Origin of the sequence: Xanthomonas cissicola, from assembly GCF_008801575.1 — a bacterium.
Lineage (GTDB): Bacteria > Pseudomonadota > Gammaproteobacteria > Xanthomonadales > Xanthomonadaceae > Xanthomonas > Xanthomonas cissicola.
This window is the reverse complement of sequence record NZ_VZPL01000088.1, coordinates 1-14,080: the sequence shown is the minus strand read 5'-3', so window position 1 is coordinate 14,080 and position 14,080 is coordinate 1. Positions and strand designations below refer to the sequence as shown.

12 protein-coding genes and 1 pseudogene are annotated in these 14,080 nt (G+C 59.8%); 5 read left to right on the top strand and 8 right to left on the bottom strand.

All coding sequences use genetic code 11. The features are described 5' to 3' along the window. From F7R02_RS22055 to F7R02_RS22030, 6 genes are all read right to left on the bottom strand, one after another. Positions 1–187: transposase (locus F7R02_RS22055; protein ID WP_151210039.1), on the bottom strand; the 187-nt coding region annotated here is incomplete at its 3' end. Between the two features lie 32 nt (positions 188–219). Then, positions 220–1,074, bottom strand: a complete 855-nt coding sequence (locus tag F7R02_RS22050; RefSeq protein WP_208789131.1) for a hypothetical protein — start codon at positions 1,072–1,074, stop codon at positions 220–222. Next, on the bottom strand, positions 1,071–2,006 hold the full coding sequence (locus F7R02_RS22045) for a DotH/IcmK family type IV secretion protein (protein ID WP_078589784.1): 936 nt from the start codon (positions 2,004–2,006) through the stop codon (positions 1,071–1,073). Before F7R02_RS22045 ends, F7R02_RS22050 begins: the two co-directional genes overlap by 4 nt. Further along, positions 2,003–2,707 carry a DotI/IcmL family type IV secretion protein gene (locus F7R02_RS22040; RefSeq protein WP_078589783.1) on the bottom strand — a complete coding sequence of 235 codons (705 nt, stop codon included), beginning with the start codon at positions 2,705–2,707 and terminating at the stop codon, positions 2,003–2,005. Before F7R02_RS22040 ends, F7R02_RS22045 begins: the two co-directional genes overlap by 4 nt. Before the next feature lie 547 nt (positions 2,708–3,254). Next, positions 3,255–3,776 carry a hypothetical protein gene (locus tag F7R02_RS22035; RefSeq protein ID WP_078589782.1) on the bottom strand — a complete coding sequence of 174 codons (522 nt, stop codon included), beginning with the start codon at positions 3,774–3,776 and terminating at the stop codon, positions 3,255–3,257. Positions 3,777–4,092: 316 nt separating this feature from the next. Next, the gene (locus F7R02_RS22030) at positions 4,093–5,403 is read right to left on the bottom strand and encodes a replication initiation protein (protein WP_078589781.1); all 1,311 of its coding nucleotides are present in this window, start codon (positions 5,401–5,403) and stop codon (positions 4,093–4,095) included. A gap of 655 nt (positions 5,404–6,058) precedes the next feature. Between F7R02_RS22030 and F7R02_RS22025 the strand changes: the two genes are divergently transcribed. Then, positions 6,059–7,351 carry an AAA family ATPase gene (locus tag F7R02_RS22025; protein WP_078589780.1) on the top strand — a complete coding sequence of 431 codons (1,293 nt, stop codon included), beginning with the start codon at positions 6,059–6,061 and terminating at the stop codon, positions 7,349–7,351. Beyond that, the gene (locus F7R02_RS22020; protein ID WP_078589779.1) at positions 7,348–8,346 is read left to right on the top strand and encodes a ParB/RepB/Spo0J family partition protein; all 999 of its coding nucleotides are present in this window, start codon (positions 7,348–7,350) and stop codon (positions 8,344–8,346) included. The genes F7R02_RS22025 and F7R02_RS22020 overlap by 4 nt, the downstream gene beginning before the upstream one ends. Before the next feature lie 812 nt (positions 8,347–9,158). On the opposite strand, the gene F7R02_RS22015 is transcribed toward F7R02_RS22020, so the two are convergent. After that, complete coding sequence (locus F7R02_RS22015) at positions 9,159–9,734, bottom strand: ParB-like helix-turn-helix domain-containing protein (RefSeq protein WP_235900968.1); 576 nt, start codon at positions 9,732–9,734, stop codon at positions 9,159–9,161. Between the two features lie 753 nt (positions 9,735–10,487). After that, positions 10,488–11,657 carry a site-specific integrase gene (locus F7R02_RS22010; protein ID WP_078589777.1) on the bottom strand — a complete coding sequence of 390 codons (1,170 nt, stop codon included), beginning with the start codon at positions 11,655–11,657 and terminating at the stop codon, positions 10,488–10,490. A 527-nt stretch (positions 11,658–12,184) separates the two neighbouring features. Here F7R02_RS22010 and F7R02_RS22005 point away from each other — a divergent pair. From F7R02_RS22005 to F7R02_RS21995, 3 genes and pseudogenes are all read left to right on the top strand, one after another. Continuing rightward, positions 12,185–12,679 carry a DotD/TraH family lipoprotein gene (locus tag F7R02_RS22005; protein ID WP_078589776.1) on the top strand — a complete coding sequence of 165 codons (495 nt, stop codon included), beginning with the start codon at positions 12,185–12,187 and terminating at the stop codon, positions 12,677–12,679. Continuing rightward, entirely contained in the window at positions 12,666–13,445 is a 780-nt protein-coding gene (locus F7R02_RS22000; RefSeq protein WP_078589775.1) for a type IV secretory system conjugative DNA transfer family protein, read from the top strand. The genes F7R02_RS22005 and F7R02_RS22000 overlap by 14 nt, the downstream gene beginning before the upstream one ends. Further along, positions 13,442–14,080 (top strand): annotated as a pseudogene (locus tag F7R02_RS21995) (hypothetical protein); the annotation flags it as partial. The gene F7R02_RS22000 and the pseudogene F7R02_RS21995, both read left to right, overlap by 4 nt.

Sequence of the window (14,080 nt, the reverse complement as noted above, 5' to 3'; positions counted from 1 at the left end):
AACGGTTCATGCGTGTGTAGACCGTATGCCAGTTGCCAAAGCGCTTGGGTAGGCCGCGCCATTTGCAGCCATGCTCGGCAACGTAAAGGATGGCGTTGACCACTTGCAGGTTGGTCATGCTGACATTGCCGCGCTGCGCCGGCAGGCAGTGTTCGATCAGAGAAAATTGTGCTGGCGTGATCTCCATGCCCAATAGTTTAATCGCTCGGGCCATTAGTGTTAACAGGCCCTAGTGAAGTGAATAAACCCGCCGGGCGCGAACTCGCTGGTCTCGATCGTCCCGCGCATGACGCTTCCCTTGCCCGGCCCATTGAGGATTCGAGCGCGTACCAGCGGCAGTCGATCGTCGGTTGTGGCGTCCCCCAAGGTGATCCCGAGGTACGTGTCATTCGCTCGCAGGACGGCGCTGCTTGTGGTCTCCGCCATCTCGTCGGAAGCGGTACTTGCGACCGCCGCTGAGCCCACTTGGGCATCCGCTGCTTCGCCTGCCTTTCGTTCCTGATTTACAGCCACGCTTACGGGCGTTTGCACACTGATCCAGCGGCCAACCAGGTTGTCGTACTGCTTCGACATGGTCGCGTACCGTGCCTGGACCTGCTGTTCGTGCTGCTGCAGCCTGGCGGTAGCTTCGGCGCTTTGCGCCTGCGCTGTGGTGGTGGCAGCGGCCGCTGGCTCTGGCACAGCATTCATGTTCACGCCGGTGCCATCGATGGTGACCTCGCCCTTGGCTTCCGCTGCGGCTTGGCCAGGCCGCGGCATTGGCATTGCCGTGCCACCGGTCTGTTGCGCCTGTTTCAGCGCTTGGATGTCACTCTGCTGCGCTAAGGCGTCGTACGCCTTGGTGTTGGTCAGCGTCTGGCCGCTCGGTGCGACGGTCGGCTCGGGCACACTTTCAAGCACAACCTCGCCATTGTTGGCGGGCTTGCCGCCTCCCATGAAGCTAAAGGCCAGCACCACCACGACCAGACTCAGGACAATTCCACCGATGAAGATGAGGCGTGTTGGTCCGTGTTTAAGCGCGCTGGCGATGTTTCCAGCGCGTACTTTGATATCGCTTTCCTGCTGAGCCATCACGGCGCCTCTATCTTGACGTGCTTGGGGCTTCCACTGACCGACACCACCACAATCGGGGTCGGCGGGATTTCGTAGTAGCTGGTGCCGTCCGGACTCTTGCCTGGATTGCGGTAAGCGGGTGACAGAAGTGTCAGGGGCGTCTTTACGTAGTAGGCCCCGTTGTAGGCCCAAGCCTGCACGTCGGGGCTATCGCTTTTCAGCGCGACAGCACCCTGCGGGATGGCACCGGTAATAAACTCCAGCATCGTGGTGGTCACAGCGCTGCCGGCGCTTCCACTACCTGCGAGCTTCTGGGCGATGTTCCCGCCGATGACCCGAACATCTACCCGGTAATCGACTTCCCGTTGACCCGTGATCAACATCAGCGGGACGGGGGCCGAAACTCCTTTCAAGGAAACGGAGATGTTCCCGGTCGCATAGGGCTGTGTGGGAAATAGCTTGAGAACATTGCTGTTCTCGGCCACCGCGAAGGCGTCGAACCCTCCTTTCATGAGATCGGGCGACATGATCGGTAGCGCATTCCCGATCCCGTCCACAAACAGCACATTTGTTACCGCGCCATAGGCCAAGCGCACCACCGCCGGTTCTGCGCCGGGCGCCAGATTTGCGACAACGGAGGTTGATACAGGCCTGGGCGTGCCACGCGCCGCTATCGACGCGGCACGCTCCGCGTCGTCTACAAGACGACGGAGATCTCGGATCTGCTCCGGCGTGAGCGGCGCAGCGTTGGCTTTGACGCGATCGAAGGCGACCTCGTTGATCTCGGGAAGGATCGGCAGGCCGGGCGCTGGCACAGTGGCCACGGCGGACGGCGCGGCCGGTGCTTGCTGCACCGGCGCGGCCCCAGCCGTTGCGGCAGCTGGTGCCTGCGCCATAGCCGCCGCCGACGCCAGCAATGCCGCGCTCGCCAGAAACATACGCCCCAGGCTCATTGGCGGCGTTCCTCGGCCGTGTACGCGCTGATGCCTATGCCGTACTGGTTCTCGTACTCGGGGACGCGTTGCACGGTGGCTGTAATGAGCAGGTTCTGTGTTGCCAGACCACGACCGCCCTCGCCGCCCTGGAAGCTGACGCGAATCGGCATTTGCACGGTGTAGGTCAAGGCGCCCCCGATCTGCTGCTCTCCGATAATGACCGGTACGCCCGTCGCGACTGCTTGAGTCACAAGGCGCTGGCGACGGACTGCCTTCAAGGTTCCGACGCGTTCCAGTTCCTGCGCAAATGCGTTCCAGCCGCCATCCGTAAAGCAGGTAGAGATGGATTGGAAGCTCTGCTGGAAGTTGACGAAGTCGTATGTGTTGGCGCCCTGAACGCACTCTTGGACACGACTAAGCATGGCGGGTTTGGCGAGATACGGCTCGTTCAGCGGCACTAGGCGGACCATACGGCCCGTCTTGAAATCGACTCCGAAGTACTCGCGCCGTACCTCCCGGCGCTCTTTGAACATGTTCCAGCCCACCTGGGCACATTGCGCAAACGACAAAATCAATATTGCCGCGACCAACTTCCCGAAATGGCGCCCATAGAAGGCCAGCTTTGCTACATCAATTGCCAGCGGCGGATAGCCACCTAGCGAGCTCGCTGCGCTAGGCTGAGGCTTGGAGCTGGCAGGCGGTTTCGGAGAATCGTCCATTCGTCGCGCCACAAATGTTTAGAAATCGTTCGCGAGGATACGACACCATAACAAACGGGTCAACGATATATGCCAACGAATGTGGCCTTCGGCGATTTGGGAAGAACGGCACAGTTGGACACCGATTGCACGAACTATGCCGGTCACTCGGTCGGGCGCCTAATACCGTCACAACCGGCGCAGATCGGCAGCTGCTGGACGTTCATTCCACGATGTAGCGCCGGCGCTACTTATCGCGCGAGCGCTACAGCGGTCATCACGTCACTGACTTACCGCACCAAGTGATATGGACGTCGGCGCCGCGCAAGATCATGAGAAATCAGCTGTTCGGCTGCCTGTGTACAAAATATGCTGGATAGCTGTGGCTATAAAAGATTTGGTAACCGTATGATTTGTAGAGACATTAGGCGGATTTTCACAAACTATGGCGGTATCGATCGGCATAGTCTGCGCAGTTTCAGGTCTCCGTTGCAGAGACTATGCCGATCGAGGGAGCACCAACTAAGCCGTTCTCTCCACCATCCCCCTCTGTGGGGGCCATCAGGGACTACAGCTCTTTCAGATTCACCAAGTGCGCTTCATCGGCGAGCGCGTCGCAGGCAACCAGCCTCATTTCAGCCTGCAAATTCAAGGCCTCGCTGTGGCTCATGATCGACAGCACATCGAAGCCAGCGGAACGTAGGTACCCCGAGAGCGCCGAGGCGTCAGCAGCCGTACCGAATCCTGCCATTGCGGTAGCCTCTGGGACCCGGCCGCCGCCAACATATTTGCCAACGAAAGTGAACACGTTGGACGATTGACGCCGCTGACCTGGCTCAACCGGAAGTAAGTCGAGGTACTCTTCAGCCCCCACTTCTGCGCTGCATAACGCAATTGCGTCCAGGATCTCAACGCTCTGACGAACGTCCGCCAGGCTTGCGATAGATGTTACTTCGAAATCCCAATCACGAAATCGTGCGACCAGCTCCTCTGGAGAGGTGGCAATGACGTACGCGCCCTTCTGGTCTCCGAGCCCGGCGACGCGGCCGGCGACGGTGAACACGTGGTTGTCTGGGTGGACCGGCTGCATCGGTGCACGCCTTATCGGGGTCGAGGGGCGCTAGGCGCGTTGGGGAGATCACGGTAGTCAAGCTTCTCTTGGCGGGTCGCGGCCGCAGCAGAGACAGCGCCGATACCACAGGGAACACCGGCCTTCAACGGCACAGCGAAGACCGGTAGCTGGATCTGATTCATGTGAAAACCTCGAAAGCGGTAGGTCAGCGTTGGCCGGACTATACCGCCCTCAGATATTTATGCCAACAAAAGTGGTAAGCAGACTCGCCGGCGGCTGACGGCTGGGGTCGGCACCGAGATGCGGGGGCCTCCTACCGGAGAATTACTGCCGGTCAGTCGTTTGCGGCCACATGCTGGATTAGCAGCTTCCGATACAGGGGGCCAGAGAATTCCTGCTTCCGCAGGGAGTCATAGATCAGTTTGTTATCGGCTGCCAGTTGCTGCCGAAAGCTCTCTTCGATCTTGGCTCGCTGCTCGGGATCGAGTGCATCCAATCGAGCTTCCGCGGTATGAAGGCGCGCCTGCAGCTGCAGCTTACGCTCGGCTTCCGCAGATTCAGCCGCAAGCGTTGCCTCGTCCTTGGGCTGCTCGCTTGCTGGTTTGCGTGCTTCCAAGGTCAACGTGGTCTGCTTCTGCGACAGGCTTTCAGGCGTGGCATTTTCGGCCACACGAAGGAAGTACGGTGCCAGCTTGTGCTTCTGGACCTTGCCCTCCTGAAAGCGCGCGACCACGTAGTCCCGCACCGCGCGCAGTCGCTCATCGGAGTGCTGCTCGAACAACTTGACTACAGATCCATACCCAAGGGTCATTTCTTCCTGCAGGCGCGTCACCAAGTCGGTATCGCGGCCATGGAACGGATCAGCCTGCTCTCGCATCTTGTCCAAGCCGCCATCGCCCAGGATCTTGATCGCGAATGCAACGCTCACTACCTTGCGGGCGCTTCTATTGAGAATGGGCTCAAGTTGGATCGGCGCCACGCGATTTACTTCGCGACAAGCTGGGTTCAACACCTTGTCTTTGAACTTGCCGAAGTCGTCATACGTGGAGTTGCCGGCAACCCCCAGTAATCCCTTCAGGTCTGGCAGAGCAAAGGCCGGTGTCACGCCCTCGTCCGCGTACACCATGCAGTTCTCGTACAGCGCCAAAGCAGGACTGCTCTTCATCAGGCGCGTGACGCTTGCGCTAAGCACTCCGCTCACTTCGGGATCGTAGAGCCGCTTGCGTAGCTCTGGACTGAAGGAGTAGTAAACAACCCCATCTTCGATTCGCGCAGAGGCCAGGGTGGCGCTCACTGCCCAGGCAGCGCGCCCGTCAGAGCGCAGGATGTTCCACTGCACGGGAGATGTAACCAGTCCCGTAAGTGACTCTTTCAGGTAAGGCGTGTTCTTGCTGTTGAAACCAGCAAGGTAGGACAGCACGCCAATAGGGATCTGGTGGGAAATGATGCTGAAGTTCGGCAGCTCTTCATAGCCGTTGAGGAGCAGAGCGGCGAAAACCTTTCGTTGTAGCAGGGTCAGACTATTCCAGATCTGGATGGCACCCACATGCTTACGCACGATCATGTTCGCCGGTGCTTTATCGCATTCGTTGCGGTCCTGGTGTGACTGCTTTGAATGGGAGGCTGGTTTGGCGAGTGCGGTCATACGGGATTCCTGTTTGGGCTGCGGTCCGAACGAAGGATCAGCAGATGTATCCCAACGAAAGTGGTTGCATTGAAGCACAGATTGCGGACCGTTACCTCCCTTGACTGCCTGGAGGTGCCTGAGGGGCGTTGTCGCGCTGGTGACCAGTCGATCGCTCCACGTTTTGGTCGGGCCGTTGCTTCCGATGCCTTGTTGTGTGTTTTTTTTTAGACAAACAATACATACAAGGGCTTGCCCGCGGAATTGTAACACTCTGATAAACAAGCATTATTTGGTGCATCCCTCCCCAAAAATGGGGAGTAACCACCCACTCAATGGGGCATAACCTCCCCGCTGCTGGGGACCGAGCACCCGAAAGATGGGGAGTCGCGTTAGTCAGAGCCTCCCCAGTGGCGGGGTTAACTCGCCCCATAACTGGGGAATTATCCCTTTTTCTGGGGCCCCCCATGAATAGGGAGGTTGGAGGCAGCTGGCTACGTGCCTGTCGGGTGCGATCCGCTTCCGCTTTAGCGTGATGACGCGCAGACCTCCACCCCATTCCTGGGGCGGCAGCGGTCGATCTCGCGAAATTATTGTTGACGTGTTCCATTTAATCGGCACAATACGGGAAAAATGGAACACGCGCAACACAACCACAAGCAGACATGGAGACAGTATGAGCACGACCGCGGAGCAGTCCCCCACCCCGTCCATTGGCGCCGATTACCTTGTGCAGCTTGGCGATCGCATTGGCCAGATGGTCATGCGTGCCAAGGACTTTTCGCACCCAAGCAAGCTGAGTCCGGAACAGGGCGAGAGCCGTCGGTTGAGTTTGCGGGAGATCGCCGACTCCATTGGCGTCAGCCACTCGACGGTCAACCGGGTCGCAGCGAGCATGATGGGTCCGGATGCTGCAGGCGGCACTGAAAATCCGAAGTCCACGGGGCGCACCGGTTATAGGTATAGCCTGGCTGAAGCGGTGGCGTTGCGACAAGCGATCGCGGAGCTGCCGGAAATCCGCAAGAAAGCCAAGCTAGACAGGCGCCGTGGCGTCGGCGAGCCCTGCGTGACGTTGGGAATCATGAACTTCAAGGGGGGCGTCGCGAAATCGACCACTACCGCTCACGCCGGCGCGTACCTGAGCTTGCACGGGTACCGGACCCTGGTGATTGACACCGACCCGCAGGCAACGCTGTCGACGCTCTTCGGGATTCATCCCGACATCGAGTTGTCTGTCGAAGACACGCTGCTTCCTTATTTCGAGGGTTCCGAGACCTCGCTTGATTACTGCATCCGCAAGACGGAGATTCCGACGTTGGACGTCATCCCGTCGAACGTGGGTTTGGCGTCGGCGGATCTGGTGCTGCCGTCGCGTCAGCGAGATATGCGTCAGGCTGGCGATGTGTCGTGGTTCTACATGAAAGTCTTGGCGGAAGGTATCGCAACCATTGAGAAGGATTACGACGTGATCCTAATTGACTGTCCACCTTCCATGTCCTACCTGACCACGGTGGCTACTCAGGCCTGCGATGCGTTGCTGGTACCCATGCGTCCTTCGATGCCGGATTTTGCATCCTCTGCTCAGTTCATCCGGATGTTCGGCGGCTTCCAGCGAGAGGTGGACGATGTCGTCGGCAACGCGAAAGAGTTCGACTGGATCCAGGTTCTCATTACGCTGGGAGAGAACAACAATGCCTCGGCGGAAATGGAGGCGATTATCCGCAAGGCTTATGGGGAACTGGTTATGGGTGAGAAGTTTCCCTATCTGACGGCAGTCGCCCGGGCGGCAAAAGCAATGCGCACGATCTACGACGTAGCCCGTGCGGACACAGATACCCGTCAGCTGAGCAAGGCGATGAACATCGTCAATCAACTGTGTCAGTCCATTGAGGCCCGCCTCCTGCTGACCCGTGCGAGGTTGACTGCACAGAAGAATGGCGAGCAGAGCGTGAGTGAGGAGGCGGCATGAGCAAGCAGAAGGCAAGAAGCGCGGCGCTGCTGGGGGCGATGGACGGCGATGGCTTCCCGCCTCTCGCCCACGGTGCTGGTTCGGGGGCCGCCCGGCCGGACAGCTCGGTTCCGGCCTTGGGAATGGTGAGCGAGCTGGCCCGCGATGAGTTGCGTCTGGCGCGCGAGAGAGTGGCTGAACTGCAGGGGCAACTCGACGCCCTGGCAGCAGCGGGGTCGGTTCAGCTGGTAGACCCCACGAAGATCACCCACACCCAGTATCGCGATCGGGACGAACTCGGGTTTCGCGACGAGAAGTATGAGGAGCTGAAGGAGGACATCCGGCGAAAGGGACGGAACGAGCAGCCCATTCTCCTACGTCCCGCTCGCGCCGAGAACGTTGCTGCCGGCTTCGAGTTCGAGGTCGTCTGGGGGCATCGGCGTCATCGTGTGACGTCAGAACTAGGCATTCCGGTGGAAGCGATTGTGCGGGAAGTATCTGATCGCGAAGCGGTGCTGTTGATGTCCAGTGAGAATGCGCGCCGGGAGGGCTTGAGTCAGTACGAGCAGGCTAGAAAGTACCGGACCTGGCTTAAGGCTGGCCTGTTCGAGAATATGGTTGCAATCGCCGAAGCGGAAGGTGTGCACAAGGCCACAATCAGTCGGATCATGTCGATTAATGACCTCCCTGATGAAGTCTTTGTAGCTTTGAAGGATCCGCGCAAGGTCACCGGCCTATTTGCCGCGAAGTTCCTTCAAGCGGCTGAGACGAATGAGAAAGCCGTTGAATCTCTTAAAGACTTGGACAAGAAGCTGACCCCGGCAGAGCTTCTTAAGAAAGTTGTGCCGGTCAGTCCCAAGATGAATCCGATAGAGTTCAAAGCGGGGGAGCGGCGGATCTTCGAGGCGGTTCCTGTCACTACTGAAGACGGCACCAGGTTTAGCGAGCTTCGACTTCACATCGAGCTCGACCGCGACAAGTTGGCGAAGTTGGCAGAGTTCGCGGCTAGCTTGTAAGCCGGCCTGCATGACAGAGATGAGCCCGCGTAAGCGGGCTTTTCTTTTCCCTAGCCTAGGTTCTCAGTCAGTTGCATGGTGCAACTTGGGGAATGTGGGCTCGGATCGCTACGAGGTCTTGGGCCAACAGATCGAGCTGTGGACGTTAAAGAGCGCGGTCTGCCCTGTCTAAGGAATTTGGAGCGTAGCGTCGGCTTCCTCGTGCGATGCTGTCCGAGGGGTTGCACGGTGCAACTTGGGTGATCTGTCGCGACCTTGAGCGAAGTGCAAGAGGGACTGTTGCCCTAGGACACGGCCGGTCAAAGGATTCCAGGCGGTTGTCAGTTGCACGGTGCAACGCGAGTTACGGCTTACGACATCGCGAGTTGCACCGTGCAACTGACACCCATCATTGTGAGATGGAGAGCGTCGTTTGATGAACTCCGGGTTGCACGGTGCAACTTGCTTGATCTTCTGCGGCCAAGCTCCAGCTGCCGGTAGTGGCTGAAGCTTCCGACGAATATGCTGGTCAGAGGAGTCGCGGTGGCAGTGTCAGTTGCACGGTGCAACTCCAGCCACGGCTCCCCATCATCATGAGTTGCACGGTGCAACTGACACTGACAGCACCCCGGTGCTGGGGTGAAGGTGGGCGGAGTGGAATCGGGTTGCACCGTGCAACCGAGAATTGGTCTGACCAGTGTGGCGGCCGATGGGGAGCCTGACCGCTTGGGTACTAGTTGCGCACGGTGCGACTTTCTGTCTGGTCCCCTAGGGCTCACCCCCACACCGGGTAGGGTGAGCCCTGACGCTTAATCTCCCCATAAATGGGGAGATTACTCGCCCAGCAAATGCCCGGTCAAAGCATCGAGCTCATCAGCATCCGCGATCTCGATTCGCAGGCTTCTCATCGTGCTGCCGAGATGGCCGGTGCCTTCAGGTCCCCGGGCGAGCTCTTGGAGCACGCCTTTCAATGTCTCCATATCGGAGTAGCCGATAATCAGCGCCCGGGTTCCAGGCGCTTCTGGCCACTCTAGGCGAACGGGTGATCCCAGTCTCTGGCCTAGCTGGTCCTCAAGGTGCTTAGTATCGGCTGCGGCCAGGGATGGGGTAGCTGGTGTCCCCGCTTTGCTCTCTCGCGCCACCATAGATGTCAGCGTGCGAACCGACCACCTGCCGCGCAACGCCCGCCTGGTCCATTCCGCCTGTATTTGTGAAGGCAAGGGCAGTAGGGGCCTGGCGTGGCCGCGGGTAAGCGAGCCAGATAGGACGGCCTCTCGCAGGTCCAGCGCGGCGCGCTTTAGTGCGGTCCAACGCCAGACCTCGGGATGATTACGCTCGCCCAGGAGAAGGCAGAGAGCGGTCGCCTTGACATCGTCCGCCAGCGCAATCGCCAGCTGGATCTTCTCCATCACCGTGAGCTCTGCTGGGGAAGTGGTTCCGAGCCTGGAAGCGGCCGCAATTGCCTCCGCATCAGTGAGCACGAGGCCGCCTACCAAATCATCCGGAAGGGCGGGCGCTGGCCCTGCAAGCAGGCGGTACCGCGCTCCCTCAGCGGACTGCAGAAGGCGGGGCGTGCCGGAGTCGTAGTCCACACGATCCGGGCGGTGGGCCGTGAGCTGGGCAGAACGAATCTTGCGGGCCATAGTATTGTCACGTGGCAATGAATGTGCAGTGTCGCACGACATTTCTGCCGCTTCAATATTGCCACGTGATAATATCTAGTGGTCCGACCTAGCGGTCGCCCGACGGAGGGCGGTTGGCTGGTAGCCCAGCTGGGCCTCGGCTGGGCCGCGCTCCGCCAGCCCTGGAACCCGATCAGACTACAGTTATTGCCACGTGGCAATAAGTTCGCACCGCAGGCCGGTACCGACTGGGGATTCCAAGTGTAATCACCCCTGATGTGGGGAAGCGGCGCACGTATGTGGGTCTCCTATGCATGCGCTGGTGTGGGTTGAATCCAATTCTCCCTATATGTGGGGCGCACAATAGTGCTCTGTATTTGAGTGTGGAAAGCCAGGGGAATCGCCCCAGCCCCTCATGCTAGCAACGCGCATATATGTGCGCCGAATGCAGCGCGCTTGTTTGAGTTGCACGGTGCAACCCGAGCCCTCCGAGTTGCACCATGCAACCGAACCACCGAGCTGCACCCTGCAACTCGGTGACTAGCGGCTTGGCTTGGTGCGACGGGGCGCGTCCCGCGCTGGGCTGAACTTCGACAGAGGATCCCGGTGTTCTACGTTGGCCACGTTTTCGCTTGACGGCCGAACGCGGAGTCCCTTGCTCCCTCCACGACGCTTGCCGTAATGCAAGGTGGCTGTCGCGTCTGTCTTGTGGCCCATCAACGCGGCCACAAATCTCAAGGATTCGGCTGAGCCAGTGGACGATTGCTTGGCATCGGCACAGACCTGGTGTCGCAAGGAATAGAGCGTCGGCCAGTGCTGCCGATTGCCGGTCGCCGGGAAGATCTGCCGGGTAAGCCGGCGTAGGTAATCCCTCATGTGCTTCAACAGCTCGTCGAAGCTGACCGCCTTTCCATTGGCGTCCAGGATTTGACCGCTCTGCACGCGATCTACGAGCTCAACCATCTCGTGTAGCGCGCCAAGCTCTTGTGTCGTCAGATCATCCAGAATCAGCGTGCGATGGCTTCCGTTGCCGCGATCGTTTGTGGTCTTGGCATTGCGGACGACCATAACGGTCATCCCGTCATCGCCGGACCGAATCGATGCCTCAGCCCACTCGCATGGCCGCAGACCCACGAGGCTATTCGCCTCAAGAAAGGTTTTGAGACCAACGGCCCAGGAATGGCGGCTCTCGGAGATCCCCTTGTGGACTTCTCGCAGCACCAGGGCGAGCTCGGATGCTTTGAACGACTTCGACTTCAGAGCAGAGCTCGCCCGCCCTTTGCGCGCGTATCCGGTCTGCGGCGTCGAATCGAGCCGCTCGATCGCGGCGCTAAGCAATTCGGTGTCGTATCGGGTGGGCGCCGTCTCCAGGTCAGCCTGAAACACCGCGCGCAAAGCAGCCTTGTATTGACGGAAAGTGGCTTTGGATATGACACCGGCAGCGGCCGCCTCGGCAGCAGAACCCTGCATCCGGACGCCGCTTTTCCTTGCGCCGGCTGAAGACTGCTTTCGCTGGCGCTTAAAGGCGGCCAATGCGTCGGTTGCCGCCTGTTCGCTGCCATGCCCCCGTCCCAGTAGGTCGTCGACCAGATCCATCGGGAGCAGATCAGCCGGGTTCTGACCACGGATCCTGGCCGCCCGTTTACGCAAGTCCTCGACTCGACGGCGGTACTGGGCTTCTGTTTCCACGGTGCGGGTGCTAGTTGTCATAACTCGATTCGGTGGCAGGTCAATCAACTCGCTCCCTACGTTACCACGCAGGAAATACCCCGCGTGGTAACGCTCTTGGCTACGCCAATAAACACGCCACCTAATGGGGCAGTCTGGACAACGGAGGATGCGTTCTGCCGGCCGCGAGGGGCGGGGCGCACGGAAACGAAAAAAGCTCCCTTTGTCGTCCGAGGCCGGATGCGATCCCATAAGAGGGGATGTTTGCGCCCGATAGCATCAAGCAAGACCGGAGCCGGGTCGCAGCCAAGCCGCGCACAAATACATGCCCGGGAATCCCTTTGGTCTGCGAAGTCGCGCGCTAGCGGCACATATGCGTGTCGACACACAGAGCCGGTCTGTCACATTCGTTCACATATACGCGACGCGAGTACACGGTGTAAGTGTCGGTGTCGGGTGGTGATGTGATGCTGTGGGGGGTTGATTGCAGAGATACGGCGGGATAACCTGCGCCACAAATGTTGTGTAATCCCGGCCACGTATTCACCAACAAAAGGCAACGTGCCCCGATGCGTCGCTACCAAGCTGTCCTCCTCGCCACCTGCGCGGCTCTATCCGCTGGCTGCGCCACCACCAGATCAGCGGGACCATCCGCGTCGGACCCGGCGCAGGAGAATCTCAGTGCCGCGGCATCGGCCATCCAGCAATCGTTGCGCGACCTCTCGGAAGCGGAGCAATACGACAAGATGCGAACCCTGCCCGGCACCCCGCGTCTTCGCATGCAGATTCCGGGCCTGGAGCGGATGGTGACCATGCCTTGGAACGGTCCACTGGAGCCAGCCGTCATGCGTTTGGCTGCGGAGGGCGGCTACGAGTTCAAGCTTCTCGGCCGGCAACCCGCTGTAGGCATTGTGGTGCAGATCGGGCCGGAGCCCGCAACGATCACCGATCACCTGCGAAATCTGGGCATTCAGGCCGGCACTCGCGCCGACATCGCAATTGAGCCTTCTGCCGGCGGGCGCCGCGGCATCATCGCAATCGAGTACAGCAATGGCGGTCTCTGATGCTCCGCCGGACCTAGACCATGCGCTTGGTGCGTTTGAGCGAAACGGTGCTGAGGTCCGTGTGATTGACGCAGTTGGCGAGTTGCGCGCGTCCGCCATTCGTGAGGATGGACTGTCGTATGGCGTTCGCGCTGGACTTGCCCGACGCTCTTTCGAGATCCAGCAGCTGCTGGCCAAGCAGGCACCGCAGCTGGACAGAGCCTTCGATTTTGGCTCCTTGCTCATGGATCGCAACGTCCTTCCCCCGGTGCTGACTGAAGCGAATCAGGTCGTTCAATCAGAAGGCACCGACGTTCTTCGTGTTACCGACAAGATCTATGCGATCGCGCATCAAGCACAGTTCGTAACGACCGCCCCTACCTGGCGCTCGTACCTCGTGACCGAGACGACCTTCTCCTATGACCCGCCCGAGCCGTACATGGCACCCAAGAGCGGGGATGAGCGGACGGTATGGAAGCAGGCGGTCACGACCGGTTGGAAGGCAGGGGAGCAGCAGGCAGACCAGATCCTTACCGAATCGCTGAACCGGCTGAAGCGTGACTACCAAGGAATGCTGCTGTACCGGCGCCTGCTTCAGCAGGGCGTCGTCAGCAAGCCATATGTGGCCGAGGCCAACTACGGAATCACAGGCGACGGCGACAAGGTGAACATCAACGAACGCATGCTGCGCATCACTGCGCTGCCGAAAATGCAGCCGCACACGCAATGGAAGCCCATCGCGGTTCCGGCCAAGCCCATTCAACCGACAGTCCGGGTGAACCCATGAACGCGGTGCTTTCCGACCAGGACCTAATCGATCGGGCGCTGCTGCGGTCAGAGCCGACTGTCTTCGACGAAATCGGTGTCCAACAGCTTCTGGTCCATGCCAAAACGCTGGGCGCCTCGGACGTATACATCAAGACGAACGCCAGAGTCACTGCGCGGATCCACGGCCGGCTGTATCGACTCACGCGCCGCACGTTGTATGCGACAGAGGTGGGCTCCATTGCCGGCTACCTCTATGGCGGTCCCAATGCCGAGGTTCAGCTCAAGCGCGGGATGGACCTAGACAATGCATACACATTCCGCCTCAGTCGGTCCGACTCGCTGCGCTTCCGTTGGAACGCAACAGGCGCGGAGATTGACGGGTCTTTCGGTATCTCGATCATCCTCCGCGAGCTTCCGGAGATTCCACCGGCAATCGATAAAAATGACCTGGGCGATGACCTGTATGGCGCCTTGTACCCGGACGACGGCATTGTCATGGTTTGCGGTCCGACTGGGTCGGGTAAGTCGTCGTCCCTGAAAAACCCCTGTCAAACCTCCATTGCCATGTTTGCGAGCCGCATAGTGCTTGAGCACGTTGAGGAACGCTCCCGCACCACCTGCAACCAGGCACGCAAAAAGGCGATCCAGCGCAGC

What these genes read in the sequence shown, in the direction of transcription:
- F7R02_RS22045 (WP_078589784.1), bottom strand. Translation starts at nt 2,006, where the DNA reads ATGAGCCTGGGGCGTATGTTTCTGGCGAGCGCGGCATTGCTGGCGTCG.
- F7R02_RS22040 (WP_078589783.1), bottom strand. Translation starts at nt 2,707, where the DNA reads ATGGACGATTCTCCGAAACCGCCTGCCAGCTCCAAGCCTCAGCCTAGC.
- F7R02_RS22035 (WP_078589782.1), bottom strand. Translation starts at nt 3,776, where the DNA reads ATGCAGCCGGTCCACCCAGACAACCACGTGTTCACCGTCGCCGGCCGC.
- F7R02_RS22030 (WP_078589781.1), bottom strand. Translation starts at nt 5,403, where the DNA reads ATGACCGCACTCGCCAAACCAGCCTCCCATTCAAAGCAGTCACACCAG.
- F7R02_RS22025 (WP_078589780.1), top strand. Translation starts at nt 6,059, where the DNA reads ATGAGCACGACCGCGGAGCAGTCCCCCACCCCGTCCATTGGCGCCGAT.
- F7R02_RS22020 (WP_078589779.1), top strand. Translation starts at nt 7,348, where the DNA reads ATGAGCAAGCAGAAGGCAAGAAGCGCGGCGCTGCTGGGGGCGATGGAC.
- F7R02_RS22015 (WP_235900968.1), bottom strand. Translation starts at nt 9,734, where the DNA reads ATGGAGAAGATCCAGCTGGCGATTGCGCTGGCGGACGATGTCAAGGCG.
- F7R02_RS22010 (WP_078589777.1), bottom strand. Translation starts at nt 11,657, where the DNA reads ATGACAACTAGCACCCGCACCGTGGAAACAGAAGCCCAGTACCGCCGT.
- F7R02_RS22005 (WP_078589776.1), top strand. Translation starts at nt 12,185, where the DNA reads ATGCGTCGCTACCAAGCTGTCCTCCTCGCCACCTGCGCGGCTCTATCC.
- F7R02_RS22000 (WP_078589775.1), top strand. Translation starts at nt 12,666, where the DNA reads ATGGCGGTCTCTGATGCTCCGCCGGACCTAGACCATGCGCTTGGTGCG.